At 36.4% G+C, this 25,790-nt stretch carries 26 protein-coding genes; 16 read left to right on the plus strand and 10 right to left on the minus strand.

The features are described from left to right. Positions 1–3 precede the first annotated feature (3 nt). The 7 genes from GXM17_RS01505 to GXM17_RS01535 are packed head-to-tail and all read left to right on the plus strand — an operon-like array spanning position 4 to position 5,374. Positions 4–1,131: an NAD(P)/FAD-dependent oxidoreductase gene (locus GXM17_RS01505; RefSeq protein WP_163397516.1), complete on the plus strand. Its 1,128-nt coding sequence runs from the start codon at positions 4–6 to the stop codon at positions 1,129–1,131. Then, complete coding sequence (locus GXM17_RS01510; protein ID WP_163397517.1) at positions 1,132–1,845, plus strand: methyltransferase domain-containing protein; 714 nt, start codon at positions 1,132–1,134, stop codon at positions 1,843–1,845. After that, complete coding sequence (locus GXM17_RS01515; protein ID WP_163397518.1) at positions 1,842–2,894, plus strand: type III polyketide synthase; 1,053 nt, start codon at positions 1,842–1,844, stop codon at positions 2,892–2,894. Before GXM17_RS01510 ends, GXM17_RS01515 begins: the two co-directional genes overlap by 4 nt. A 21-nt stretch (positions 2,895–2,915) precedes the next feature. Further along, a complete protein-coding gene (locus GXM17_RS01520; protein WP_163397519.1) occupies positions 2,916–3,353 on the plus strand; it encodes a 3-hydroxyacyl-ACP dehydratase FabZ family protein in 438 nt (145 codons plus the stop codon). After that, positions 3,350–4,624, plus strand: coding sequence for a beta-ketoacyl-[acyl-carrier-protein] synthase family protein (locus GXM17_RS01525; RefSeq protein ID WP_163397520.1), 1,275 nt, complete (start codon positions 3,350–3,352; stop codon positions 4,622–4,624). The genes GXM17_RS01520 and GXM17_RS01525 overlap by 4 nt, the downstream gene beginning before the upstream one ends. A 1-nt stretch (position 4,625) precedes the next feature. Continuing rightward, positions 4,626–4,880: an acyl carrier protein gene (locus GXM17_RS01530; protein ID WP_163397521.1), complete on the plus strand. Its 255-nt coding sequence runs from the start codon at positions 4,626–4,628 to the stop codon at positions 4,878–4,880. Then, a complete protein-coding gene (locus GXM17_RS01535) occupies positions 4,877–5,374 on the plus strand; it encodes a 4'-phosphopantetheinyl transferase family protein (protein ID WP_163397522.1) in 498 nt (165 codons plus the stop codon). Before GXM17_RS01530 ends, GXM17_RS01535 begins: the two co-directional genes overlap by 4 nt. 1 nt (position 5,375) lies before the next feature. On the opposite strand, the gene GXM17_RS01540 is transcribed toward GXM17_RS01535, so the two are convergent. Genes GXM17_RS01540 through GXM17_RS01560 form a run of 5 tightly spaced genes read right to left on the minus strand, consistent with a single transcriptional unit; the run spans position 5,376 to position 10,355 of the window. Beyond that, entirely contained in the window at positions 5,376–5,981 is a 606-nt protein-coding gene (locus GXM17_RS01540; RefSeq protein WP_163397523.1) for a nucleotidyltransferase family protein, read from the minus strand. Then, the gene (locus GXM17_RS01545) at positions 5,981–7,006 is read right to left on the minus strand and encodes an XdhC family protein (RefSeq protein WP_163397524.1); all 1,026 of its coding nucleotides are present in this window, start codon (positions 7,004–7,006) and stop codon (positions 5,981–5,983) included. Before GXM17_RS01545 ends, GXM17_RS01540 begins: the two co-directional genes overlap by 1 nt. Before the next feature lie 54 nt (positions 7,007–7,060). Beyond that, entirely contained in the window at positions 7,061–9,223 is a 2,163-nt protein-coding gene (locus tag GXM17_RS01550) for a molybdopterin cofactor-binding domain-containing protein (protein WP_163397525.1), read from the minus strand. Positions 9,224–9,249: 26 nt separating this feature from the next. Next, positions 9,250–9,864: a cytochrome c gene (locus GXM17_RS01555; RefSeq protein WP_163397526.1), complete on the minus strand. Its 615-nt coding sequence runs from the start codon at positions 9,862–9,864 to the stop codon at positions 9,250–9,252. A gap of 17 nt (positions 9,865–9,881) precedes the next feature. Beyond that, complete coding sequence (locus tag GXM17_RS01560) at positions 9,882–10,355, minus strand: (2Fe-2S)-binding protein (RefSeq protein WP_163397527.1); 474 nt, start codon at positions 10,353–10,355, stop codon at positions 9,882–9,884. A 378-nt stretch (positions 10,356–10,733) separates the two neighbouring features. On the opposite strand from GXM17_RS01560, the gene GXM17_RS01565 reads away from it, so the two are divergent. Beyond that, entirely contained in the window at positions 10,734–10,985 is a 252-nt protein-coding gene (locus tag GXM17_RS01565) for a DUF7218 family protein (RefSeq protein ID WP_163397528.1), read from the plus strand. A 195-nt stretch (positions 10,986–11,180) separates the two neighbouring features. Continuing rightward, positions 11,181–12,770 (plus strand): ribosomal protection-like ABC-F family protein, encoded by a 1,590-nt coding sequence (gene abc-f, locus GXM17_RS01570; protein WP_163397529.1) that lies wholly within the window; start codon positions 11,181–11,183, stop codon positions 12,768–12,770. Between the two features lie 57 nt (positions 12,771–12,827). Here the strand turns inward: abc-f and GXM17_RS01575 are convergent, their stop codons facing one another. From GXM17_RS01575 to GXM17_RS01595, 5 genes are read right to left on the minus strand one after another with little or no spacing between them, the layout of a single operon-like run. After that, positions 12,828–14,453 (minus strand): sensor histidine kinase, encoded by a 1,626-nt coding sequence (locus GXM17_RS01575; protein ID WP_163397530.1) that lies wholly within the window; start codon positions 14,451–14,453, stop codon positions 12,828–12,830. A 5-nt stretch (positions 14,454–14,458) separates the two neighbouring features. Continuing rightward, complete coding sequence (locus GXM17_RS01580) at positions 14,459–15,472, minus strand: PP2C family protein-serine/threonine phosphatase (protein ID WP_163397531.1); 1,014 nt, start codon at positions 15,470–15,472, stop codon at positions 14,459–14,461. Next, positions 15,465–15,881 (minus strand): anti-sigma regulatory factor, encoded by a 417-nt coding sequence (locus GXM17_RS01585; protein WP_163397532.1) that lies wholly within the window; start codon positions 15,879–15,881, stop codon positions 15,465–15,467. The genes GXM17_RS01580 and GXM17_RS01585 overlap by 8 nt, the downstream gene beginning before the upstream one ends. Then, positions 15,862–16,260, minus strand: a complete 399-nt coding sequence (locus tag GXM17_RS01590; RefSeq protein WP_163397533.1) for an STAS domain-containing protein — start codon at positions 16,258–16,260, stop codon at positions 15,862–15,864. The genes GXM17_RS01585 and GXM17_RS01590 overlap by 20 nt, the downstream gene beginning before the upstream one ends. Before the next feature lie 12 nt (positions 16,261–16,272). Then, positions 16,273–17,100 (minus strand): STAS domain-containing protein, encoded by an 828-nt coding sequence (locus GXM17_RS01595; protein WP_163397534.1) that lies wholly within the window; start codon positions 17,098–17,100, stop codon positions 16,273–16,275. 353 nt (positions 17,101–17,453) lie between these two features. Between GXM17_RS01595 and kaiC the strand changes: the two genes are divergently transcribed. The 7 genes from kaiC (at position 17,454) to GXM17_RS01630 (ending at position 25,727) form a co-directional block, all read left to right on the plus strand. Then, positions 17,454–19,136 carry a circadian clock protein KaiC gene (kaiC, locus tag GXM17_RS01600; protein WP_163397535.1) on the plus strand — a complete coding sequence of 561 codons (1,683 nt, stop codon included), beginning with the start codon at positions 17,454–17,456 and terminating at the stop codon, positions 19,134–19,136. 1 nt (position 19,137) lies between these two features. After that, on the plus strand, positions 19,138–19,434 hold the full coding sequence (locus GXM17_RS01605; protein WP_163397536.1) for a circadian clock KaiB family protein: 297 nt from the start codon (positions 19,138–19,140) through the stop codon (positions 19,432–19,434). A gap of 2 nt (positions 19,435–19,436) precedes the next feature. After that, on the plus strand, positions 19,437–19,736 hold the full coding sequence (locus GXM17_RS01610) for a circadian clock KaiB family protein (RefSeq protein ID WP_163397537.1): 300 nt from the start codon (positions 19,437–19,439) through the stop codon (positions 19,734–19,736). A gap of 3 nt (positions 19,737–19,739) precedes the next feature. Then, complete coding sequence (locus tag GXM17_RS01615; protein ID WP_163397538.1) at positions 19,740–20,993, plus strand: ATP-binding protein; 1,254 nt, start codon at positions 19,740–19,742, stop codon at positions 20,991–20,993. Between the two features lie 4 nt (positions 20,994–20,997). Then, positions 20,998–21,399: a response regulator gene (locus tag GXM17_RS01620; RefSeq protein ID WP_163397539.1), complete on the plus strand. Its 402-nt coding sequence runs from the start codon at positions 20,998–21,000 to the stop codon at positions 21,397–21,399. A 261-nt stretch (positions 21,400–21,660) separates the two neighbouring features. Next, the gene (locus GXM17_RS01625) at positions 21,661–24,735 is read left to right on the plus strand and encodes a type I restriction endonuclease subunit R (protein WP_163397540.1); all 3,075 of its coding nucleotides are present in this window, start codon (positions 21,661–21,663) and stop codon (positions 24,733–24,735) included. 2 nt (positions 24,736–24,737) lie between these two features. Beyond that, positions 24,738–25,727: a virulence RhuM family protein gene (locus GXM17_RS01630; protein ID WP_163397541.1), complete on the plus strand. Its 990-nt coding sequence runs from the start codon at positions 24,738–24,740 to the stop codon at positions 25,725–25,727. The last annotated feature ends 63 nt before the right edge of the window (positions 25,728–25,790 follow it).

A 25,790-nucleotide genomic window follows, 5' to 3' on the forward strand; every position in this document is an offset into this window, starting at 1 on the left:
AATATGGAAAAAAAACAGGATGTAGTAATTATTGGCGGCGGTCTTGCAGGTTTGACAGCAGCAATACATCTTTCCAAAAAAGGATTAAAAGTAATCTTAATCGAAAAATCAGAATACCCGCGTCATAAGGTATGCGGAGAATATATTTCTAATGAAGTCCTGCCCTATCTTCTTTCGCTTGATATAGATATTTCACCGTCTAATTCTCAACAAATTTCCTCTTTTGAATTTACAACTCAAAACGGCAAAATAGCCAGAACAAAACTTCCTCTTGGCGGTTTTGGAATCAGCAGGTATATGCTGGATAATATTTTATATAAAAAAGCATTATCTAATGGCTGTATTATCCTAAAAGATACAGTTATTGCTATTTCTTTTGAAAACGATGGTTTTTCAGTTACAACTCCAAATCAGATAATAAACTCCAAATTAGTTTTAGGTGCCTTTGGAAAACGTTCTAATATCGATCAGTTTTTAACCCGGAACTTTATAGCCAAAAAATCACCCTGGCTGGCAGTTAAGGCTCATTATTCTGGTAATGTGCCTAAAGATCAGGTATCACTTCATAATTTTAGCGGAGGTTACTGTGGTGTTTCAAAAGTAGAAAATGGTATTATCAACATTTGTTATCTTGCTGATTATGCTACTTTCAAAAAGTATAAAAATATTGAAGAGTATCAAAAAAATGTACTATATAAAAACCTGCAGCTTAAATCAGTTTTTGAAAAAAGTACACTTTTGTTTGAGAGACCCCTTACGATCAGTCAAATCTCTTTCGATAAAAAGCGACCAGTAGAAAGTCATATCTTAATGATTGGAGATGCTGCGGGTCTCATCCATCCAATGTGTGGTAATGGTATGGCTATGGCGATACACAGTGCAAAAATTGCATCAGAGTTAGTACTTAAATATCATTGGGGAACAATAACATCAAGAAATATATTAGAAAAAAAATACACCATAGAATGGAAAAAACATTTTGGAAAGAGATTAATAATGGGTCGAATTTTAGCAAGTGCCTTAACCAATAAAGCAATGACAAATATATTCGTAAGATTGATTGCATCAATGCCGTCATTATTATCAATAATAATCAAACAGACACACGGAAAACCAATAGCAGTCAATTAAATGGCAATAAACACAAAATACAGAACACAAGAGGCTGAAATAATGGACGATTTTTCGCTTCAGGGTCAGGAACTTCGTGCGGCTCTGGATCAGATTGCCCGCATTAATCAACTACTTGGAGGCAACAAAGTAACGCTTCACGGAATAAAAAAAGTATTAAAAAAAGCCAATACATTTAAACCTATAGTAATCGCTGATGTAGGATGCGGAAACGGTGATATGCTGCGTATGATAGCGGACTACGGATTAAAAAACAATCTTAAATTTCAACTGATCGGGATTGATGCTAATGAGTTTACTGTAAATTATGCCAAAACATTGTCAAACGATTACCCAAATTTAGAATACTTATGCCTGGACATTTTTAGCGAAGAATTTTCAAAAATTAACTATGATATTGTACTGTGTACCTTAACCCTGCACCATTTTACGAATGAACAAATATTAAATATAATTAGTATCTTTAATAGTAAAGCAAACACTGGAATTATTATCAATGATTTGCATCGAAGTAAATTGGCTTACAGACTTTTTAAATTGATTTGCAATGTGTTTAACCTCAACAAAATGTCACGGGAAGATGGTCTGGTGTCTATTTTAAGAGGATTTAGAAAAAATGAACTGGAGGAATTTTCCAGAAAGCTGAATTTAAAAAACTATACCATAAGCTGGAAATGGGCTTTCCGTTACCAATGGATAATTACAAAAATATGAGTGTTAAAATAATAGCCGTTGCCAAGCAACTCCCACAATATTCAAGAACAACAGAAGAAATAATGCCTTTATTGGATAAGTGGCTGAAAGATCAGGACGAACGTTTTATAAAAAAAGTAAAAAAAATATTTGAAGGTGCGGCCGTAAGCAAACGTTACTCAATTATGGACCCCCTCGAAGTTTTTACAGCAACTTCCTTTGAAGAGAAAAATGATATTTACAGTCGTGAAATGATTGTATTAGGCGAACAAGTTTTAAAAAAAGCACTTGATAAGGCAAACTGGGATCCTCAAAGCATCGATTACATTATTACGGTAAGCTGTACTGGTATTATGATTCCTTCTTTGGACGCTTATTTAATCAATAAAATGAATCTCAGGCAGGACATTGTACGTTTGCCTGTTACAGAAATGGGTTGTGCAGCTGGGATTTCAGGTATCATATATGCCAAAAACTTTATTAAGGCAAATCCCGGAAAACGTGCTGTGGTCATTGCAGCAGAATCTCCTACAGCAACTTTCCAGCTTGATGATTTTTCGATGCCTAATATTGTGAGCGCAGCTATTTTTGGTGATGGAGCAGCCTGTTGTCTTTTATCATCGCATGAAGAAGATAAGGGACCTGAAATACTGGATGAACAAATGTATCATTTTTATGATGCAGAACACATGATGGGCTTTAAGCTAACCAACGGTGGTTTGCAAATGGTATTAGATATCGAAGTCCCGGATACGATTGCCGCTCATTTTGGGGATATTATCCATCCTTTTCTGAAGAAAAATAATTTAGAAATAAAAGACATGGATTATATGATATTCCATCCGGGAGGCAAAAAAATTGTCACTACAGTTGAATCTCTTTTTGCAGATCTGAATAAAAATATTGATGACACAAAAGAGGTATTGAAACTATACGGAAATATGTCCAGTGCTACCGTCTTATATGTTTTAGAAAGAATTATGGATGCCAGTCCAAAATCAGGAGAAAAAGGACTAATGCTTAGTTTCGGCCCCGGATTTTCGGCACAAAGGGTATTGCTGCAATGGTAAATCAGATAAAAACCAAATACTATGAACCTGAACGAAATTATAGAAAAATTACCTTATACTAAACCTTTCTTGTTTGTGGATGAACTGCAGCATGTGGATGAAAACAGCATTTCGGGATCTTATACTTTTAAGGAAGATCTAGATTTTTACAAAGGTCATTTTAAAGGAAATCCTGTAACACCTGGTGTTATATTGACAGAAACCATGGCTCAGATAGGTATGGTTTGCCTGGGAATCTATTTGTTGGGTGATGCCTTTAATAATGAAACAGTCATCGCCTTCACCTCTGCTGACATGCAGTTTTTAAAAGCGGTTTATCCAAATGAAAAAATTATGGTCACTGCCCAAAAAACTTTTTTCAGGTTTGGAAAATTAAAATGTGAGGCGGTAATGAAAAACGAAGCCGGACAGGAAGTCTGCAAAGGAATTTTGGCCGGAATGATAACGACAAAATTATGAGTAAACGTGTTGTAATAACCGGCCTTGGTGTTGCGGCTCCAAACGGGGTTGGAATTCCTGCGTTTACGTCTGCCATAAAAAATGGTTTATCTGGTATACGACATGATTCACAGCTACAAGAGCTTCAATTTTCCTGTCAGATTGCAGGTAAGCCTGAAATCACAGATGAACTCAAATCGCAATATTTTACCGATCTTGAATTGCGCGGCTTTAATAGTACCGGTATTTTGTATGGTGTTATTGCAGGTATGGAAGCCTGGAAAAATGCGGGACTTCCAATAGAAATTAATGAAGAACCGGATTGGGACAGCGGAACTATTTTTGGATCCGGTACTTCGGGAATTGATAAATTCCGCGAAAGCATTTATAAAATAGACGAATTGCAAACCCGAAAATTAGGAAGCACCGTCGTTGCTCAGACCATGAACAGTGGTATAAGTGCTTATCTTGGCGGTAAACTAGGTTTGGGGAATCAGGTAACCACAAATTCATCGGCCTGTTCAACCGGTACTGAAGCTATCCTTGTGGCGTATGACCGTATAAAATCAGGACAGGCAAAACGTATATTAGCAGGAAGCACTGGAGACAGCGGTCCGTATATTTGGGCAGGATTTGATGCACTTCGGATATGTAGTTCTAAGTATAACGATAATCCTGAACCTGGCTCACGCCCAATGAGTGCAACAGCTGCCGGATTTGTACCCGGAAGCGGTGCCGGCGCTTTGCTTATTGAAGATTTGGATTCTGCTTTGGAGCGTGGTGCTACTATTTATGCTGAAATTTTAGGCGGAAATGTAAATTCAGGAGGGCAACGTGGTACCGGAAGTATGACTGCCCCAAACAGTACTGCAGTACAGCGATGCATTACAGTTGCAATACAGAATTCAGGAATTTCATCAGCAGATGTTGATGCTATAAACGGTCATCTCACAGCTACTACAAAAGATAGTCTGGAAATTGAAAACTGGACAAAAGCATTAAACAGAAGCAGAAATGATTTTCCGTATATAAATTCGCTGAAAAGCATGACCGGTCATTGCCTTAGTGCTGCCGGAAGTATTGAAAGTATAGCTTCGGTGCTGCAGCTTTATGAGGGTTTTTTGTTTGGTAATATCAACTGCGAAGACCTTCATCCGGAAATTGCGGCGCTTATTGATCCTTCAAAAGTACTTTTTAAAACGTTCAATACAGATTTAAATGTAATTGCTAAGGCCAGTTTTGGTTTTGGGGATGTAAATGCCTGTGTATTATTTAAAAAATATAAAAATTAATATGAATAAAGAAGAACTTATTGCAAAATTAAAAGTCATTATCAAGCCTTATACGGCAAATAGTGAAGCATATGACAATCTTACTGAGAACACAGATTTTATTAAGGATCTTGAAATCAATTCGGCTAATCTGGTAGATATTGTACTGGATATCGAGGAAAATTTTGATGTGGTTATTGATAATACAGATATGGAAAGAATGCTGGATGTAAAAACAGCGGTAGAAATTATAGAAACCAAACTCGCTGCAAAATGATTGGCAATGATGTGGTCGATATATTACAGTCACGTCAGGAAAGTAATTGGCAGCGTAGAGGATTTCTGGAAAAGCTCTTTACTGAGGAAGAACAGCTTTTTATAAAACAGGAAACAAATCCTGAAATTTTAGTGTGGCTGTTTTGGAGCATGAAAGAAGCTGCTTATAAAATCTATAACCGACAAACAAAAAGAAGGGAATACATTCCTAAAAAACTGATTTGTAGAATTGTATTAAATGAAAACGATTACATTGAAGGTGAGGTAACTTGTGGGGGGAATATTTATTATACTAAAACCGCTATTTTAAATGATGGCATTCATACAATTGCAGTTAGCTCCTATTGTGATTTAAACAACGTAATTGAAGTTGAAAAGAGAGGGATTTTTAAAGACCAGTATGGAATTCCTTATTTAAGTGATTTATCTAAAATATCTAATAATGTGTCAATTAGTAATCATGGAAGATTTGAAAAAGTAGTTAAGCTTATTTAATTCATTTCGTTTTGTTCAGGGCTTGATTTAGTATAATATAGGATTCAAAATTATCTATATCAGTAATATCATCATCTGTTACAACTTCACTAACATGACTCTTATTTCTCCAGATGACTTCTTTTGCTCCTTCGTCATTCGATAGCGATCCAAGCTCTGAGAAAAATTTTCTGGGAAAAAGAACAGGTACTCCGCCGTACTCTTCCCTTCTGGTTATAATAATAGCTTCTTTTTTTTTATTGTGGAGTGCTGTTATTGCATTCAGATGCTGGCTCCTAATAAAAGGCTGGTCAGCCAATACAAACAAAATAGCATTAATGTTAGGATAATTTTTATCTATTTCTGCTGTAGCGAATGCTATAGAACTCCCTAATCCCTGTTGCCAGTTTTTATTGGTAAGAATAATGGTTTTCGATAAATCTGTTTTTTCTTTAATTTCATTTCGGTATGCACCCAGAACCACAAAAATTTCATCTGCATCTGCACAAAATGCATTTTCAATCACGCTACCTAATAAAGTCGAATCTTTCCAGGCAAGCAATTGCTTTGACTGACCCATTCTTTTTGAATTTCCTGCCGCTAATATTACGATGGCGATTTTACTCATCACTTATCAATTGTAATTTGCGAATGAATAGTACTGGTTTTATATTTTAAAGAGATTGGTTCCTCTTTACGTACCACCGAAAGTATTTCAGCAATAATACTGATGGCAATTTCCTGAGGAGTTTCTGCTCCAATGCTGATGCCTGACGGGCCATACGCTACATCCACCAGGTCTTCGTTACAGTAATCAGTAAATTCAAAAAAATCGTTTAAAATCTGATTTCTTCTTTTAACCGGACCCAGAAGTCCAAGATAAGCAGGCAGTGTATTTTTTAATCCGATAAGGAATTTTAAATCGGCTGAATAACTGTGTGTCATTAAGATAACTGCTGTTTCATTATCTATAGAAAGTAATCCAATTTCTTCAGGCTGCAAATGCAAAACCTGGTTTGCCCCCGGAAAATTAGCGATCGTCTTAGGATCTTTTACAGATGCCACAATTGTAACTTCCCAGCCTGTTAACGAAGCAAATTGGCATAATTGTACAGCATCATGTTCTGATCCAATTATAATTAAATGAAAGCGTGGTTGAAGAATTTGTTTGAAAGCAGGAAGTGCTCTATCTAATTGGATATTCGAAAAAGCAAAATTTTCCCCTTCAAAATGAAATTCTGAACCCAGACCCGTCTGAATTCCCTCTGTTTTGATATAAAAAGATTCAATTTCCAGCGTTTCTCTTTTTTTTACAACGGTCTCCAAAGCATCCAAAGCAGCTGCATCAGGAGAAAAAGGTTCCAAAAGAATATAAAGAACGCCTTCGCATCCAAGTCGGTACCTTCCATCGTAAATCATAATTTTTGCTTTGTTATCCAAAAATACAGACTGGGATTGTTTGAGGATTTCTTTTTCAACACAACCTCCGCTTACTGCTCCAACCATTTTATCATTTTCAAAAATCAGCATGCGAACGCCCGGTCTTCTGTACGAGGAACCTTCAATAGCGACAACTGTGGCCATGACGCTTTTAAGTCCTGTTGACAGCGCTAAAATGTACGATTCTTTTAATTTTAATAATTCGTGCATCATATTATAATCCTTTTTTGAAATAATTTCACTCTCAATATTGATTTGATAATTTATTTAAACTGTTCCCAGGCTAAAAGGCAAGGTTCTGATTCGTTTTCCTGTCAAATCAAATATAGCATTGGTTAGTGCCGGTGCAAAAGGCGGCAGTGCAGGTTCGCCTACTCCGCCCGCATCTTCTTCATTGTCTATAATGTGTACTTCTATTAAAGGAATCTCATTAATGCGGGGCATTGGATAATCGTAAAAATTATGCTGTTCAACGATATTTTCTTTGAATGTAATCTGATGTGTTGTTGCAGCGCCCAGTCCCATGACAATAGAACCTTCAACCTGTGCATGAATGATATCCGGATTTACATACCAGCCACAATCCATGACAGCCCATACTTTATCTATTTTCACACCACCATCAGGATTTTTGGAAACTTTTACAACCTGCCCGACTGTGGAGTTGAAACATTCTGTAATAGCGACGCCATAGCCTTCATTTTTTTTTCGTCTCTTCCAGTCTGAAACTTCTTCTATTTTATCAATTAATTTTTGGCAGCGCTCTTCATGTAAATGTTCCCGACGAAAATCCAAGGGATCTTTTCCTGCTTCATGAGCCATTTCATCAATGAAACTTTCATAGGCAAATCCGTTTGTAGAAGCATATACGGATCTCCAGAAACTTGTTGGAATACTGGTTTCAAAAAGGATATCTGAAAAGCTTACATTTTTAATGCTTTCATAATAAGGTTTTAAAAATCCTTCGCTGGTGCTTCCATTTGGTTTGTCTTTTGGTGCTCCGCTCCAGTGCCCGTTATTTTGACCGGCCATTCTGAATTTCAAGGCATTAATTTTGCCATCAGACATACTTCCTTCGCAGCGGTAAGAAATTCCAGGACGAAAAGGCCCTAATGTAGCATCATCCTCACGTGTCCATACAACCTGAACCGGACCGCCAATTTCTTTAGAAACTGCCACCGCCTCATACGGATAGTCATTCATAGCTTTTCGCCCGAAACCACCGCCAAGAAAAGTCATATTTACAATCACTTTCTCTTTATCTATTTTAAACTTTTTACTTATATAATCCTGAACCCAGCCAGGAGCCTGTATTGGTCCCCAGATTTCAATTGAATTGCCTTTGTAATGTGCAATGCAATTTATAGGTTCCATTGCAGTATGTGACTGATAAGGAGTCTGATAAATAACGTCTAATTTCTTGTTGGTTCTGGACAATAATTCGGTTGGATTTCCCTGTGTTTTCAGTGGCATCCCTTCTTCTGTTTTGAGAAGATTGTTTTGGGTTTCAAATATCTCCGGGGTGCTCCAGTGTTTAAAACCACTACTATTCCACTCTACTTTTAATTGCTTTCTGCCTTCAAGGGCAGCCCAGGTTGAAGTAGCGACTACGGCAACACCTTCACGGATATGCTCGTAATACCCCATTTCGACCTTGAAAACGCGTTTCACACCCGGAACTTTTAATGCAGCAGTTGCATCAAAGCTTTTTACTTTTCCAAAATAACGGGGATCACGCTCTACTGAAGCAAAGAGCATTCCCGGAATTCTTTTATCAAGGCCAAAAATTAATTCACCATTGGTTTTAAGCGGTGTGTCAATTCTTTTAAGCGGTTTGCGAATCAATTTATATTCCGAAATTTTCTTCAGCTTTGGTTCTTTTGGAGCTTCGAGTTTTGAAGCGGCCTCAGCGAGTTCTCCATAATGCAGTTTTTTTCCGGATGGCTTATGAATCACATGTCCGGATGCTGCATAGCAATCGGTTACAGGAACACTCCATTTTGCAGCTGCTGCAGTAATAAGCATTTCACGCGCTGCAGCGCTTAATTTTAACAGTTTTTTATAAGCTGAGCGAATGGTTGAGCTTCCTCCGGTAATTTGCCCTCCGTATTTTTTTTCGTTACCAATGGCAAAGATGACGTTGATATCTTTCATGTCAACTTCGAGTTCTTCAGCTACGATTTGCGGAACCGACTGATACGAACCCTGTCCCATTTCTGCCCTGTGATTTACAAGGGTCACTTTTCCTGACGGATTGATGATAATCCAGGGGCATAATTCGATTTCTGAATCACTTAATTCAGAAGGATGTACGACCACTGGCGCTCCATTTGCCGGAAAGTAAAAACCAAGACAAAGTGCCGCACCTCCCAGTCCGGTAAGTTTCAGGAAATTTCGTCTTGTAGTATCTATGTTATTATTTTGAGTCATCGGATAATCATTAAATTAAGATAATGTTATTTTGCAGGAGCATAAGCGCCCGTTTTCAGCCATGTAATCCATGCTTTTTTAAACTGCGCATGTGTTAAAGGCGGAGCGGTTCTGCCTTTTCCCATATTCCATCCTGCTTTTACCAAACCGTCATCTGCATGCGCTATAAGCTGTTGCAGGTCTTTATGCCCGTTAAGCTGCGGATTCACCAGTTGTTTGGCAAGTTCGTGGGCTGTTTTTCCTTCAAATACCATTTTCATATCTGCAGGCGGTAAATGCCATTCCGGATTTCCCGGTGGTGTATGCAGTCCGGGACTGTTTGATGGCTGATGGCAATTAGCACATTTCATTGCATACACACCTTTTCCGTCTTTCCCTCGCTTAGGCTGCATGCTGTGAATAACGCTATTATCTCCCTGAAGCGGAATGTCACCTTTTGGATGACAATTGACACAACGCGGACTCATCAGAACTTTATAGACCTGCTTAAACGCCGCAACTGATGCCACGCTGTCTTTTTTTATCGGTACAATAGAAACATATTCTTTTTCAACAATCCGGTTCTTTGAAACAGTAAATGCCAGTCCAATACCTGAGACCAGAATTATGGCAATCCATATAAATTTAATTTTTGTTGACATAGTTTTTTGATTACTGCTTATTTATCAGATTTTGTTTTCTCCTGCATTTGTGAAGCCAGATGTATGGCTTTACGAATTCGCGGATAAGTCCCGCATCTGCAAATGTTTCCGGCCATGGCATCGTCTATATCCTGATCTGTAGGATTTGGATTTTCCCTCAAAAGTACTGCAGCCGACATGATTTGTCCGGAATGGCAATAGCCACATTGTGGTACGTCGATTTCCTGCCAGGCTTTTTGTGCCGGATGGTCATTATTTTGAGATAATCCTTCTATAGTCACTACATTTTTTCCTCTGGCACGACTCATTTTGGTTACACAGGAACGAACTGCTTCGCCATCGAGATGCACTACACAGGCGCCGCATTGTGCAACACCGCAGCCAAATTTAGTTCCGGTAAGCCCCAAAGTATCGCGAATTGCCCAAAGCAGAGGCATTTCCGGGCTGACATCCAGATTTTCGGTTTTGCCATTTACAGTTAGTTGTATCATAAAGTCTATCTTTTAAGTGGTCTTTTTTTTTTGATTCCTAAATTTACAAAAAAAACATACATTATAAATTAAGACTGTTATTTGACATCGTTCTAAAGAGCTCGGAATTGTTTTAACCAATGAAAAAAATATCTCTTTGCTTTAATTATCTGATAATAATATAATTAAAAGTAGTAATTGTGTAATCTTTTGATTTTCAACGAATTTAGATTTGTAAAGTATTTTAAAGATCAGGCTATAATATTTCATATCATAAAGCCGATGTCGGGACAAGTGGTTATACAACCAAATCAACTTGATCGAGAGCGAATGAAATATCAAACATAGCAACGAGAAAATCTGTATTGATGAAAGAGATAAACTTTAAAAAGTAATATTATGCCAAAAGAAAATCCGGGTCCCCAAGTTAAAGATAAGGATCAATACGAAGCATTGCGCGATAAAGGTTACAGTAAACAAAAATCTGCGCGAATAGCCAATAGTCAGGGTGCCGAAAAAAGAGGCGGCAAAGCTGGAGATTACAAAGACAGAACAAAACAGGATCTATACAAAGAAGCTGTAAAAGTTGGAATTAAAGGAAGATCGAATATGACGAAAGAACAATTGATGGATGCATTACGTAATAACTAATCACAAAGGTTTAAAGTTTAAAGTCGAATGAGAACTACACTTTCTGACTTTAGACTTTAATTTTTTTGACTTAATCCCTATATTTGCACTTTCAATTAAAGACTTCATAAATGTGAATAAATAATTTCTTTCAGATATAAAGACGGCTAGCCAGACTTTGGTTTTGCCATTTTATTAATGCTTAAGAAAGAGATTATGCTTATTCTGCAAAACATTTCATATACACATTCTAATAAAGAATTGCTGTTTAACAACGTCAGTTTAACAGTGAATAGCGGAAACAAAACTGCCTTAGTTGGTCATAATGGTTCCGGAAAATCAACATTGCTAAAAATTATCGCAAAAGAATTATTTCCGTCAGGCGGAATAATGGAAATCGATTCAGAGCCTTATTATGTCCCGCAGATTTTCGGGCAATACAATCACTTGTCTATTTCAGAAGCTTTACAGATTGATGAAAAACTTACTGCTTTGCATGAAATTCTGGAAGGCAATGTCAATGAATCAAATTTAAACATACTTAATGACGGCTGGACTATCGAGGATCGCTGTAATGAAGCCTTGAAATACTGGAGTCTAAATGATTTAGAATTAACTCAAAAGCTTGGATTTTTAAGCGGTGGTGAAAAAACAAAAGTATTTCTGGCCGGCATTATGATCCATCAGCCCAAGCTTATATTGCTGGATGAACCCAGTAATCATCTGGATGCTGAAGGAAGAGCATTGCTATATCAATTCATAAAAGCTTCAGCGGCAACAATGCTAGTAGTAAGCCACGACCGGAAGTTGCTGAATTTGCTGGATGCTACCTGTGAATTAAAAACAAACGTAATCAAAGCCTACGGAGGCAATTACGATTTTTACCAAAATCAGAAGAATATCGAAAAAGAAGCATTAGCCCAGGATATTCATTCGAAAGAAAAATCGCTTCAGAAAGCCAAAGAAAAACAAAGGAAAACTCTGGAGAGAGAACAAAAATGTGATTCGAAAGGGAAAAAGAAGCAGGAAAAAGCCGGAGTTGCCCGAATCATGATGAATACTTTAAGGAATAAAGCCGAAAACAGCACTTCAAAAACCAAAAGTGTACATGCTGAAAAAATTGTCGGAATTTCACAGCAATTGCGTGAATTGCGTGACGAAGTTTCAAGTCTGGATAAAATGAAATTCGGTCTCGATAATTCACGCTTACACAAAGGAAAGATTCTTGTGGCAGCCGAATCGGTTAATTACAGTTATAATGAAGAGTGGATTTGGAAAACAGATTTGAACTTTCAGATTTTGAGCGGTGAACGAATTGCCATAAACGGTAATAATGGCTCGGGAAAAACAACGCTGATAAAACTAATTTTAGAAGATTTAAAACCTAAGAAAGGAATTCTAAAAACAGTAGATTGCGAAATGATTTATATCGATCAGGATTATTCGCTAATAAATACAGATTTAACTGTTTACGATCAGGCACAGCAAAGCAATGTTTCCGGTTTAGAAGAACACGACATTAAAATGAGGCTGAATCGGTTTTTGTTTACCCAAACAGACTGGGATAAACCATGTCGTTATTTAAGTGGAGGTGAAAGAATGCGTCTGATGCTTTGCACCTTAACGATAGCAAATGAAGCACCTGATGTAATCATTTTAGATGAGCCCACAAATAATCTGGATATACAGAATATTGAGATATTAACTGCTGCTTTAAATGAATACATGGGAACGTTGATTATAGTTTCACATGATGAAACCTTTCTAGAGCAGATAAGCGTAAACCGGAATATTTATTTGAATTAAATTTTTAGAATTAATTTATAAACAAGAAAGACAATCCACAAAGATTATCTTTCTTGTTTACTGCTGCTTTGGAAGGTAAATCCAAAAAGTAGTTCCTTTTCCGGGCTGGCTGGTAAAATCAATACTGCCGTTATGGTTTTCTATAATTCGGCGGCATAATGCAAGTCCTATTCCATTTCCTCCATACTGATCTCTTTCATGCAGTCGCTGGAACATATCAAAGATTCGTCCTGAATATTGACTATCCATTCCTATTCCATTATCAGAAACTGAAATAAGATGATAATTTCCTGACAATGCCAACTCGTTCTTGTTATCAGGCAGATTGGTTGCAGAAATAGTTACAATAGGGTCTGATGTATTGAATTTTAATGCATTATTAACCAGATTGTAAAACAACTGGCGAAGCTGGGTATTCAATCCTGAAACTGCTGGAAGTTCATTGACGTGAATCACAGCCTTTTTCTCCTCAATTACCAGACTGAGGTCTCCCAGAATTTCAGACATCACTTCATTGAGGTCAACCTCTTCAAAGTGCTGCTTTTTGTTGTCAACCCTGGAATAATTAAGTACATCAGTGATAAGATGTGATAATCGGCCGGCTGCTAAAGTAATTCGGTCAAAATAATATTCCTTTTTCTGATCTTCTGATAAATGCTGACCTGCGCGTGAAAGCATAATCATAATTTTTCGCAGTGGTTCCTGCAAATCGTGACTGGCAATGTATGCAAACTGTTCCAGCTCTTTATTTTTAAAAACCAGTTTTGAATTGGCACTTTCCAGTTCACGCTGAATTATTTTTAATTCGGAGTTGTCCTTTAGTGTTTCCACAATGATTTTCTGCGCATTGATATCTACAAAATAAATGAGCCAGCTGTTAAAAGAACCGTCTTCTGATTTATTCGGAATTATAGAAACCAAATGCCAAACGTAATTGTTGTTGTCATTTTTAATTCTGATTTCACCTAAAAAATCAGAACGATTGGTTCTTGCCTTGTTCCAGTCTTCTAGGATACCATCAATATCTTCAGGATGGACAAAATTGATTAATGTTTTTCTGTCAAAATTACGTAAGGGAAGCTTAAGATAACTCTCTATTGATTCATTAGCAAGAATAACATTGTTACGTTCACCAACAATACAAATCAAAATTGGAATAGTATTGGCAAGCTGCCTGTACTTGTTTTCACTTTCGGTCAGTTTTTCGGATAGCGCAATTAATTCAATATTTTTCTTTCTTATTTCATCATAAGGAGACAAAGGTGGTTCATATTTAAAATAATCACTCAGGGTTCTGATTTTCGCTTCTGATAAAAGTCCCGGAGATAAAACCGGCTGACTGATTCGGGTTGTCGACTGATTGTTAGCAAAACTGTATTCAATATTTGCTGAAATTTTAGAGGCATAATTAAAAGCTTCGGGACTGCATTTTTTTAAATCTACATTATCCGTTATAATTGCCACAATTTCTTTCTGTGTCGCTTTTACAATTCTGATTCCCAAAACGAGTAATGAATTGCTGCCTTTTGTAATTGAGCATCTTGCGACTTCAGAAACAGCAGTAGAAAATCTTGTTTGAAAAGAAGAAGGCATCCCACACATTTCCGCAATCTTCATGCATCTTTTATGCGCTAATATCAAATCCATTTCGTTATCAAGATTGATTTGTATGATCTCTTTCATGGCTCTTAAATTATTTTGGCTACAAAAATCGTTGCATCATCATTCCCCCGTATATTTTCCTTAAGCAAAGAAGCTGCAATTATTCCCGGACTCTGTTTAAAAATACCATTCATATCGTTCAGGCTCCATCTTGTACGAAGGCCATCACTATGCATGATAATGATTTGATGTTTTTTATAGGGTACAATAGTATTGTTCAAAGTACGCGGAATATTATGCCCCAGGATACCATTGTAAGGTGTATAGGTTTTATTTTCCAGTCCGTTGTAAATACGGGTATTGATGTTTCCAATACCACAGATATTCCAGACCTCTGCTGCATAATCAACAGTAATTATCGTAGCTACCAGACCTCTGGTTTTTTTAGTTTTAGCATGAATATCCCTCAGGATTTCAGATGGCTGAAATTCTATTGTCTGTCTAAAAGCCTTAAGTCCTGCCTGTACTGCTTCATATGCGTATTCTCCATGACCTAATCCGTCCCCTACAAATATCTGGAAACCATTCTTTAAATACTTGATATGATACCCATCCCCGCAGACTTTTTCTCCCGGATAATTAACTGCAATTGTACTGTATTTTAATTCATTTTTAAACGAAGGAAGGCATATATCAACTTTTTCGCAAATTCTGACATACTGTACACAGCCCCAGTTTTTCATCGAATAGATCTGAAAATCGTTACTCAGTCTTTTAATAGAACCTAAACCATGACCAAGTGTGTTTGCGGTTGAATAGCCGTCGTTCATGATTCGTGCTGCATTTTCAAAACCTATTCCTTTATCGAGGCAATAAATTTCAATTGCACTTTGCTCTGCCACCAAATGAGGTCTGTACAAGAGTACTCCTTCTTTTGCAAATTTTATAAGATTTGAAGTCAGTTCGGCAACAATAATATCGGTTTCTGCAGCCCTGTGTGGGGTAAAACCTAATTGAATTGCCAGGTTGTGTATTTCTCTCTTTATAAACGGAATAAGACTTCTGTCATCAATTTTATAACTGGAAAAAGTATTATCCATTTTTCCACTTTGTTATAGTAACTGTAGTACCGTTTCCTAATTCACTTTTAATGTCAAATTCATTGACTAATCTTTTGGTTCCTGGTAATCCCAGACCTAAACTTTTTCCTGTGCTGTATCCGTCTTTCATTGCTAAAGCTATATCTGCTATTCCCGGTCCATTATCTATAAAAGTAACGCGTACGCCATTGTCACGGCCATTGCTGACCGATTCGATAATGACTTTGCCGCCCCCTCCATACTTTAGGAGATTACGAACGAGTTCGCTTGTGGCAGTAATTAATTTGGTTTGATTTAAAATACTCATACCAATTTTTACTCCATACTCTTTTACGCGATTGCGGAGAGGTACTACGTCCTGTTCCTTTACAATCAGTGCTTCTTCTCTGTTATTCGTTATCGTCGTCATATTCCGGCTCTTCATTATCACTATTGTGCATTTTTGAGCGCAGTAATTCCATGCCTCTTTCAACATTCAGGGCACTTATGACTCCATTTAAGGACAGTCCTAATTCTACCAGTGTAATTGCAACTGCTGGCTGCATGCCCACCACTACGGTTTGCGCATCCATTATTTTAGACATCACTGCAATATTTCCTAAAATTCGACCCATAAATGAGTCTATGATAGAAACTGCAGAAATATCAATCAGTACACCTTTCGAGCTATGCTTACTTATTGTATTAATTAAATCTGATTCCAGATTTTCTGCCAACTGATCATACAAATCTACTTGTATGGTAACGAGCAAATATTGCCCCATTTTTAATATAGGAATTCTTTCCATATAAACAGCCTCTTATCCTATTACTTTTCTTTTAACAACATTGAGCTGCAACATATCAAATGCCGTACGAAGTGCACTTGCCAATGATGCTTTTGTGATAATTCCCGTAAGGTCAATTCCTAGATGTACAACGGTTTGTGCAATTTCAGGACGAATACCACTTATAATGCATTCTGCACCCATCAACCGGGTTGCACTTACGGTTTTGATTAAATGCTGCGCTACAAGTGAATCAACAGCAGGTACACCGGAGATATCCAGTATAGCAATTGAGCTTCCTGTATCCACAATTTGTTGTAATAAATTTTCCATTACAACCTGTGTTCTTGAGCTGTCAAGTGTTCCAATAATCGGCAATGCCACAATTCCTTCCCAAACTGAAATAACCGGTGTAGAAATTTCACTTATTTCATCTACCTGTCTTGAAATTATATCTTCACGCCCTTTCATAAAAGCTTCAAACGTCATGATCATCATGTTGTCAAGAATTTCGTTCAGTTTCAGATTGGCATCATAAAGCTCGGCAGAATCTGTAATAAGTTCTGAAATTACCTTAGAAGCAGCTTGTTTAAATGATATTAGATATTGTGCATTTTCTCTTGGTGAAAAACCGCGTTTTCCTCTTGAAGATGCAATTCCTATAATAAGATCCTCTACTTTTTCAAATTCGTCAAAATTTCCGGATTTTTCCAATGCACTTAAAAAAAGTGAAGCAAATTCCTTAGACTCTTCTTCTTCCATTGCTCCATCACCAGCCCCACTATCCTGAAGAATCTGGGACCATATTGTTAATAATTTGTTTTCGTGCTCTTTTAAGCCCATTAATGAGTTGTTTTGCATTTGCGTTTTAAATTTTGAGATTCTTAACAAATATAGAACTTTAAATCGGATATAAAGAAAAGAAGTGTTAATCTGATCAATTGGTTTTTTTGATGCTATAAAAGCATAGATTTTTCTATGTAATATGCTTTAATAAAACTGTTTTTTTTAAAGGATATATAATAAGATCTTATCATTTTACAATACTGAAAAACTAACATTAATTGCCAAATAAAAGATTTAACACTAAATTAAACCATAAAAAGGCAAAAAATATTCATAATTTACTTAAACACCTGTTAAATCTTTAATAATAATTATTCATTAATAATGTAAGAAAACGTATATTTGAGAAATTACAACATTAGAGTAGAATGGCATACAAAAAAACAAAATCACAGCAATTTATATTTCCTAAATCTCCAACTGGAATTGACGGACTGGATGAGATTACGAACGGAGGTTTTCCTAAAGGCCGCCCAACCCTAATCTGTGGCGGTGCGGGCTGTGGAAAGACTTTATTATCAATGCAATTCCTTATTAAAGGGATTACCGAACATAACGAACCCGGTGTTTTCATGTCTTTTGAAGAGCCTTCTGATGATCTTACTTTAAATGTAAAATCATTAGGCTTTGACATTGAAAAACTGAAGGCGGACAAAAAACTGATCGTAGATCATGTTCGTGTCGAAAGATCAGAAATTGAAGAAGCAGGCGAATACGATCTGGATGGTTTATTTATCAGATTGGGGCACGCTATCGATTCCATTAAGGCTACAAGAGTTGTCCTGGATACTATAGAATCGTTATTTGGAGGTCTGGATAATCAGGCAATCCTGCGTGCCGAGTTAAGACGCTTATTTCATTGGCTTAAAGCCAAAGGGGTAACCGCTATTGTTACCGGAGAACGTGGCGAAGCAACATTGACACGTCAGGGACTCGAAGAATATGTTTCAGACTGCGTTATCGTTCTGGATCATCGTGTTATCGATCAGGTTTCAACCCGAAGACTGCGAATCGTAAAATACAGAGGTTCTACCCACGGTACAAATGAATACCCTTTTTTGATAGACGCTGATGGAATTTCGGTACTTCCTATCACTTCCCTAAAACTGGATAATGATGTAAGTTCTGATATTATATCAACAGGGGTTCCCGGCTTAGATGAAATGTTTCATAGTGGCGGATTTTATCGTGGCAGTAATACTTTAATATCCGGAACAGCCGGAACAGCTAAAACCACTATAGCCTCCTACTTTGCAAATGAACAATGCAATAAAAATGAAAAAACTATTTATTTTGCATTTGAAGAGTCACCGCAACAGCTTATCCGAAACATGAAGTCAATAGGTGTTGATCTGGAAAAACATATCAAAAAAGGTACTTTACAAATTCACTCTTCGCGTCCTTCGCTTAACGGACTCGAACTGCATTTGCTGACTCTTAGAAAACTCATTAAAGAGTTTCAGCCTACAACTATAATTATTGATCCTATCAGCAATTTAATAACCGTTGGAAGTCAGGACGAAGTTCGTTCGATGCTCGTAAGGCTTATCGATATGCTAAAGGCAAACAACATTACGGTACTTTTTACGTCTTTAAATAAAAGAACCGATAAGTTCAGGCCTGATCTAGCTGAAGAATCTGTATCTTCATTAGTCGATATATGGATTACGGTTCGGGATATGGAAGGAATAGGCGAAAGAAACCGGGGAATATTTATAGTAAAAGCCCGGGGAATGGGACATTCTAATCAGGTAAGGGAATTCGTAATTACAGATCAGGGAATGGAATTGCTTGATGTTGAATTAGGACCAAAAGGAATACTTACCGGCAGTGAAAGACAATCTCACAGAATAGAGAAAAAGATGTCTGATATGAAGCATCAAAATGAAATTATCAGAAAGGACAGAGAAATTGAGCGCAAACGCAAAGCTCTTGAAGCCAATATTGAAGCACTTAGGAACGAATTTGAATCGGCTGAGGAAGAATTAAATATTCTGAAAGCCACGGAAGAATTGTATGCAAAACTGACTTCGAAGAAAAAAAAGGAATAAAATGAAAAAAGAAGTTGTAGCCGAATGGCAGTTACTGCTCTATATAGCGGGTCAGACGCCAAAATCGATCAAGGCACTGGAAAATATAAAAAAATATGCCGAAGAACATCTGGCAGGTAAATACAGCATTGAGATTATAGATTTGCTCAAAAATCCGCAATTGGCAGAAGGAGATCAAATTCTGGCTGTGCCTACGCTGGTCCGAAAATTTCCTGAACCCATTCGCAAGATTATTGGCGACCTGTCTAATGAAGAAAGAGTACTTGTAGGGCTTAATATTAAACCTTTAAACCCGTAAAAATGGATAATTCAGCTGATGAAACAAGTACAGCCGGGCATAAGTTCATACTTTTTGTCACGGGTATGTCTGTTAAATCAGGACATGCAATTGAAAATTTGCGCCGGATATGCGATAAATATCTTCAGAACAATTATGAACTGGAGATCGTAGATATCAGCAGGGATTCAGAAAAGGCCTTAGTACATCAGATTGTAGCGATACCAACTTTGATAAAAACACATCCTGCCCCGAGACGAATCATCATCGGTGATTTGTCAGACAACGAAAAGGTACTAAAAATACTTAATTTAAGTGAATAGAATTTGATAGCAAACGATAAAAATACAGACTCCTTATTAGCTGAAATTGAATCATTAAAAGAAAAACTGGATGAATCAAACAGTATTATTGAAGCTATAAGAGAGGGAGGCGTTGATGCCCTTGTGGTCAACAATAACGGGGTTCCGCAGCTTTATTCCCTTGAAACTGCCGATTATACCTACAGGCTCCTGGTTGAAAAATTCAGACAGGGCGCGGTTAGTATTACCAAAAAGGGACTAATCCTGTATTGCAACGATTTTTTTGCGAAACTGGTAAACATTCCTTCAGAGCATATAATTGGAAATTACATACAGGAATTTTTTAACAATAGCAGTCAGTTTGTTACAATGATTGAAGCTTTAAAATATGGACTGAGCACACATGAGATCCTTTTCAAAACCAACAGCTCCCCTGCTACATTCCCGGCTTATATCTCCCTCACAGATCTGGAGCCTTCAGTTAAAGCTATCGGTATTGTAGTGATTGATCTGACAGAAAAGAGAAACCATGAAGAAGCGTTAATAAAGCATCAGGAAGAACTCGAAGAAAAGATTAAGGAACTCAACCGGATCAACAGCAATCTCGAAGAATTCATTCACGTGATTTCGCACGATTTAAAAGAACCGCTGCGCAAAATCATCATGCACAACAGCAAAATCGACGGCAGTTACCTGACTGAAATTGATGCCAAATCTATGGATGTAATAAAATTATCCGTTTTGCGTCTTAATTCCCTCGTTGATGATTTGGTAAAATACTCGTCGCATACCAAGCAGGAGGAACATACAGAAGTTGATTTAGCTACCCTGATTTCTGAAGTTTTAGAAGATCTTGAAGTGAGTATTACCGACAAAAATGCCGAAATACAAATCGGAAACCTCCCGGTCATAAAGGCTTCAGGAGTCCAGATGCGTCAGCTTTTTTCGAATCTGATTTCGAACGCCATTAAATATTCCAAAGCAGACATTCCCCCGTTGATACAAATTTATCAGGCTGAAAATTTAGACGAGGAAATACCAAATCAAAACCCTAAATTTGTAAAGATTCAGATCAAAGACAACGGTATCGGAATGGATTCGGGTCATTTGCTTAAGATTTTTACGATTTTCCAGCGCCTGCATGCCCGGAACGAATATTCAGGAAACGGAATAGGCCTGGCGATATGTAAAAAGATTATGGAAAACCATTCCGGAAAGATTACAGTCGAAAGTAAACTGAATGAAGGGACAACATTTACCATTTATTTTCCAATTTAATACAATGCCTCAAAAAAACTTACATATCATAATTGCCGAAGACGATAATGATGATGCAGATGTAATCTTCGAAACTTTTAACAACAATCCACACTTTGGAAAAGTAAGCCTCGTAGCCAATGGCGAAGAATTGCTGAACTTCCTCAAGGACACTGTCAACGAAACCCCGGATGTTATCCTGACCGATATCAACATGCCCATACGCAACGGCATCGAAGCGCTGCAGGAAATATTAAACCACCACGAGCTTAAAAATATTCCGTGCTTTGTCTATTCCACCAGCATAAACCCTTCTTACAAACAAAAATGCGACGTATTGGGCGTAAAAGCCTACCTTATAAAGCCCTACTCTTTTGAAGCTTTTGACGAAATCCCAAAGACGATTCTGAGCATTATTTCAGATTAAAAATAATTTAGAAACGAGATTTTTCTTTTAGAGAAGGTTTCGTTTTTTTTTAGGAGCTGATTCCTGCTATTCATTTCAATCTTTTATGCCGAACCCCGGCATAAAAGGATTTTCATTACTATCAGGGCTAGGTGTAATTGGTTTCATGAGAAGTGTAGATGTTTTCTTTCGTTTTTATGATTCTTGATAAACATCTTTATTAAATATTTCAATACTTTAGCAATCGAATTGTTTTTTTGCAGTAATAATATAAATCCTTTCATGGCTTTCAACGAAGATTCACGTGTTAAAATACCGACTATATTACATCTAATGCGATTGGGTTATGATTATTTATCATTATCCAATCAAATATGGGACGAGACAACTAACATATTCACCAATATCTTCAAAGAGAATCTCAAAAGATTGAATCCTGAGTTATCATTTGGTGACATAGATCGGGCTTATAACGAAGTAGCTATTTGTCTGGAGAATGAAGATTTAGGAAAAATATTTTATGAAAAGCTCATTGATCAGTCTGATTTGAGGCTAATTGACTTTGAAAATTTCAATAATAATTCATTTAATGTTGTTACTGAACTAACTTATAAAAAAGACGAAGAAGAATTTAGACCAGACATTACCTTATTAATAAATGGAATGCCTTTGGCTTTCATAGAAGTCAAAAAGCCAAATAATCAGGATGGTGTTACAGCCGAACACAAGCGCATACAAACTCGTTTTCAAAATAAAAAGTTCAGGCAATTTGTGAACCTTACTCAATTGATGGTTTTTTCTAATAATATGGAATATGATGATAGTTCTCCTTTGCCAATTGAAGGAGCTTTCTATGCCACACCATCTTATTATAAACCAATATTCAACTACTTTAGAGAAGAACAAGAGTTTGATTTTGATGTTTTATTAAAAAACATAGAAGACGAAAACGAAAACTTTGTATTAAAAGACACTAATTTATTAAGCATTAAAAATTCGCCTGAATTCCTTACTAACAAAAATCATAACACACCAACTAATAGAATTTGTACTTCTCTTTTTCAAAGAGATCGACTTGCTTTTGTTTTGCAATTTGGAATAGCGTATGTAAAAGAAAGTACGGGATTGCAAAAGCACATTATGCGATATCCTCAGTTGTTTGCAACAAAAGCAATTGAAGAAAAACTAAAAGAAGGCGGAAAAAAAGGCATCATTTGGCATACCCAAGGAAGTGGAAAAACAGCTTTAACTTTTTATAATGTTAAGTATTTAACTAATTATTTTCAAAAGAAAAGCATTGTACCTAAATTCTATTTTATTGTGGATCGGCTGGATTTATTGATTCAGGCTGGAAAAGAATTTAAAAGTCGGGGATTGGTTGTGCATAATATCAATTCGAGAGAAGAATTTTCCAGAGATATCAAATCTACATCTGTAATTCATAACAATTCAGGAAAACCTGAAATAACCGTTGTGAATATCCAAAAGTTTCAGGATGATCCTGATGTAATTAGAAATACAGATTACAATCTAAACATACAGCGTGTGTATTTCTTAGACGAAGTACATCGTAGTTATAATCCAAAAGGTAGCTTTTTAGCCAATCTTAATGAATCTGATAACAACGCTATAAAAATTGGTCTGACAGGAACACCGCTATTAGGAAACGACTACAACTCTAAAGCTTTATTTGGAAATTATATTCACAAATATTATTACAATTCTTCAATTGCAGATGGTTATACTTTACGATTAATTCGGGAAGAGATTGAAACCAATTATAAACTGACTTTAAAACAAGCGCTTGAAGAAATTGAAATTTTAAAAGGTAATGCCGATAAAAAAATAGTCTATGCACATCCTAAATTTGTAGAACCAATGCTGGATTATATCGTTCAGGATTTTGAAAAAGCCCGTATTGCCTCAAACAACAATTCAATTGGCGGAATGGTGGTTTGTGATTCTTCCGAACAGGCAAAAATGTTATTTGAAATTTTTGAATCAAAATATGCAGTAATCAATACAGATTTTAACTTTCTTCAAATGGTTGCCGATCCTCGTGAAAGTTATGGCACTCAAAAAAAGAATAAAAGCAAAGTGACAACTGCTGCGGTAATTTTGCATGATGTTGGAACCAAAAAAGAACGAGAAGAAAAAGTTTCAGAATTTAAAGAGGGAAAAATAGATTTTCTTTTTGTTTATAACATGCTGTTAACTGGTTTTGATGCTCCCCGATTGAAGAAATTATATATCGGTCGTGTCATCAAAGCACACAATCTATTGCAAACACTTACCCGTGTAAACAGAACTTACCAAGATTTTAAATATGGTTATGTAGTTGATTTTGCAGACATTCAAAAAGAGTTTGAGAAAACAAATCAGGACTATTTTAACGAGTTACAATCCGAATTAGGTGATGAAATGGAACATTATTCTAACATCTTCAAATCACCGGAAGAAATCAGACAGGAAATTAATGAAATTAAAGAAGTTTTATTTCCGTTTGATACTTTAAATGCTGAGATCTTTTCCCAGCAAATTTCACAGATTCAGGATCGAACTGAAATGCTGAAAATCAACAGAGTATTAAACAATGCTAAAAGTCTATATAACCTTATTCGGTTATCCGGGAATTATGAATTATTAGAACGTCTTGACTTTCATAAATTAACGATACTGTCCCGTGAAGCCAACAATCATTTGGCTTTGATCAATACAAAAGAAGCACTGGAAGAAAATGTAGATACCACCAATTTATTAAATATTGCGCTTGAAGATGTCATTTTTGCTTTTGTAAAAGTAAAAGAAGAAGAAATGCTGCTTGCTGATGTCCTGAAATCAACCTTGCAAAAAACTCGTGAAATACTCGGTGGCAACTTTGATCCCAAAGACCCTGTTTTTGTATCTTTGCGCGAAGAATTGGAACGCTTATTTAAAAAGAAAAACTTAAGCGAAGTCACCAAGGAAGGCATGCAGGATAATATTAAAAACCTTGAACTTATTTATGGCAAGGCAAAAGAACTGGAAAGAAAAAACCAGTTATTAAGGGCTAAATATGCGAATGACGAGAAATATGCCCGTTTGCATAAACGTTTAATGGAAAAAGACCCTTTAACCGATAGTGAAACAAAACTCTTTGAAGCCTTAAACGGATTAAAAAAAGAAATCGACGATCAGCTTTTGCAAAACTCAAAAGTATTAGAAAATGAGAGTTATGTGGAGAAAATGATTATGCGATTTGTGATTAATCAATTTAAGAATAAAAACGAAATTCCTTTAGATCCCCAAACTTCGAAACGTATTAATAGTTTGGTAGTTAAAGAATATATGAATGAATTTTATGGAAGAACAGCATAAGTATGAGCACAGGAGAAATACTAATATATCAAAATCAGGAAGGTAATATTAAGATTGACGTTCAGCTTAATGAAGATACTGTTTGGTTAAATCAGGCACAACTTTGTGAGCTTTTTCAAAAATCTAAAGCAACGGTCAGCGAGCATATAAAAAATATTTTTCATGAAGGAGAATTGAATGAAAATTCAGTTGTTCGGAAATTCCGAACAACTGCCTCAGATGGTAAAAGCTATGAAACCAATTTTTACAATCTTGATGTCATTATTTCCGTTGGTTATCGCGTAAAATCACTTCAAGGAACGCAATTCAGGATTTGGGCTACCCAACGATTAAAAGAATACATCGTAAAAGGTTTTGCCTTGAATGATGACCGTTTTAAGTCTGGCAATACAATGAATTATTTCAACGAACTGCAACAACGCATTCGCGAAATACGAATATCTGAAAAGTTTTTCTACCAAAAAATAAAGGATATTTACACCACAAGTATAGATTACGATCCAAAAGACGAAAAAACAATTTCATTTTTCAAAATCGTACAAAATAAACTTCTTTGGGCTATTTCTCAAAACACCGCAGCCGAATTAGTCTATCGCAGAGTTGATGCTGCTTTACCCTTATTAGGAATGCAGTCTTTTGACAAAAAAGAAGCCAAAGCAGTTCAGAAAACTGATGTTAGTATTGCTAAAAATTATCTTAATGAAGACGAAATAAAACTTTTAGGATTATTGGTAGAGCAATATTTAGCGTTTGCCGAAACAATGGCACAGCAACAAACTCCCATGTACATGAAAGACTGGGCAGAACGACTCGATAGTATTTTACAGCTCAACGGACGGGAATTGTTAACGCATGCAGGAAAAATTAGTCATCAAATGGCTTTGGATAAATCGACACAGGAATTTGAAAAATTTAAGGAAAATAGAAAAGCGACAGAGATTGAGCAAAGTCTTAAGGAGATTGAAGCCGATATTAAAAAATTGAAAAAATAACAATAATAATACCAATGACTACCACAATACAATTTGAAAAGCAAACCAAAACACTAATTGACG

The sequence above is a fragment of the Flavobacterium fluviatile genome (assembly GCF_010645065.1).
In the GTDB taxonomy this organism is placed as follows: domain Bacteria; phylum Bacteroidota; class Bacteroidia; order Flavobacteriales; family Flavobacteriaceae; genus Flavobacterium; species Flavobacterium fluviatile.

What these genes read in the sequence shown, in the direction of transcription:
- GXM17_RS01515 (WP_163397518.1), top strand. Translation starts at nt 1,842, where the DNA reads ATGAGTGTTAAAATAATAGCCGTTGCCAAGCAACTCCCACAATATTCA.
- GXM17_RS01525 (WP_163397520.1), top strand. Translation starts at nt 3,350, where the DNA reads ATGAGTAAACGTGTTGTAATAACCGGCCTTGGTGTTGCGGCTCCAAAC.
- GXM17_RS01505 (WP_163397516.1), top strand. Translation starts at nt 4, where the DNA reads ATGGAAAAAAAACAGGATGTAGTAATTATTGGCGGCGGTCTTGCAGGT.
- GXM17_RS01545 (WP_163397524.1), bottom strand. Translation starts at nt 7,006, where the DNA reads ATGATGCACGAATTATTAAAATTAAAAGAATCGTACATTTTAGCGCTG.
- GXM17_RS01585 (WP_163397532.1), bottom strand. Translation starts at nt 15,881, where the DNA reads ATGACGACGATAACGAATAACAGAGAAGAAGCACTGATTGTAAAGGAA.
- GXM17_RS01595 (WP_163397534.1), bottom strand. Translation starts at nt 17,100, where the DNA reads ATGCAAAACAACTCATTAATGGGCTTAAAAGAGCACGAAAACAAATTA.
- GXM17_RS01625 (WP_163397540.1), top strand. Translation starts at nt 21,661, where the DNA reads ATGGCTTTCAACGAAGATTCACGTGTTAAAATACCGACTATATTACAT.
- GXM17_RS01535 (WP_163397522.1), top strand. Translation starts at nt 4,877, where the DNA reads ATGATTGGCAATGATGTGGTCGATATATTACAGTCACGTCAGGAAAGT.
- GXM17_RS01520 (WP_163397519.1), top strand. Translation starts at nt 2,916, where the DNA reads ATGAACCTGAACGAAATTATAGAAAAATTACCTTATACTAAACCTTTC.
- GXM17_RS01610 (WP_163397537.1), top strand. Translation starts at nt 19,437, where the DNA reads ATGGATAATTCAGCTGATGAAACAAGTACAGCCGGGCATAAGTTCATA.
- GXM17_RS01540 (WP_163397523.1), bottom strand. Translation starts at nt 5,981, where the DNA reads ATGAGTAAAATCGCCATCGTAATATTAGCGGCAGGAAATTCAAAAAGA.
- kaiC (WP_163397535.1), top strand. Translation starts at nt 17,454, where the DNA reads ATGGCATACAAAAAAACAAAATCACAGCAATTTATATTTCCTAAATCT.
- GXM17_RS01510 (WP_163397517.1), top strand. Translation starts at nt 1,132, where the DNA reads ATGGCAATAAACACAAAATACAGAACACAAGAGGCTGAAATAATGGAC.
- GXM17_RS01565 (WP_163397528.1), top strand. Translation starts at nt 10,734, where the DNA reads ATGCCAAAAGAAAATCCGGGTCCCCAAGTTAAAGATAAGGATCAATAC.
- abc-f (WP_163397529.1), top strand. Translation starts at nt 11,181, where the DNA reads ATGCTTATTCTGCAAAACATTTCATATACACATTCTAATAAAGAATTG.
- GXM17_RS01560 (WP_163397527.1), bottom strand. Translation starts at nt 10,355, where the DNA reads ATGATACAACTAACTGTAAATGGCAAAACCGAAAATCTGGATGTCAGC.
- GXM17_RS01580 (WP_163397531.1), bottom strand. Translation starts at nt 15,472, where the DNA reads ATGGATAATACTTTTTCCAGTTATAAAATTGATGACAGAAGTCTTATT.
- GXM17_RS01630 (WP_163397541.1), top strand. Translation starts at nt 24,738, where the DNA reads ATGAGCACAGGAGAAATACTAATATATCAAAATCAGGAAGGTAATATT.
- GXM17_RS01575 (WP_163397530.1), bottom strand. Translation starts at nt 14,453, where the DNA reads ATGAAAGAGATCATACAAATCAATCTTGATAACGAAATGGATTTGATA.
- GXM17_RS01550 (WP_163397525.1), bottom strand. Translation starts at nt 9,223, where the DNA reads ATGACTCAAAATAATAACATAGATACTACAAGACGAAATTTCCTGAAA.
- GXM17_RS01590 (WP_163397533.1), bottom strand. Translation starts at nt 16,260, where the DNA reads ATGGAAAGAATTCCTATATTAAAAATGGGGCAATATTTGCTCGTTACC.
- GXM17_RS01530 (WP_163397521.1), top strand. Translation starts at nt 4,626, where the DNA reads ATGAATAAAGAAGAACTTATTGCAAAATTAAAAGTCATTATCAAGCCT.
- GXM17_RS01555 (WP_163397526.1), bottom strand. Translation starts at nt 9,864, where the DNA reads ATGTCAACAAAAATTAAATTTATATGGATTGCCATAATTCTGGTCTCA.
- GXM17_RS01605 (WP_163397536.1), top strand. Translation starts at nt 19,138, where the DNA reads ATGAAAAAAGAAGTTGTAGCCGAATGGCAGTTACTGCTCTATATAGCG.
- GXM17_RS01620 (WP_163397539.1), top strand. Translation starts at nt 20,998, where the DNA reads ATGCCTCAAAAAAACTTACATATCATAATTGCCGAAGACGATAATGAT.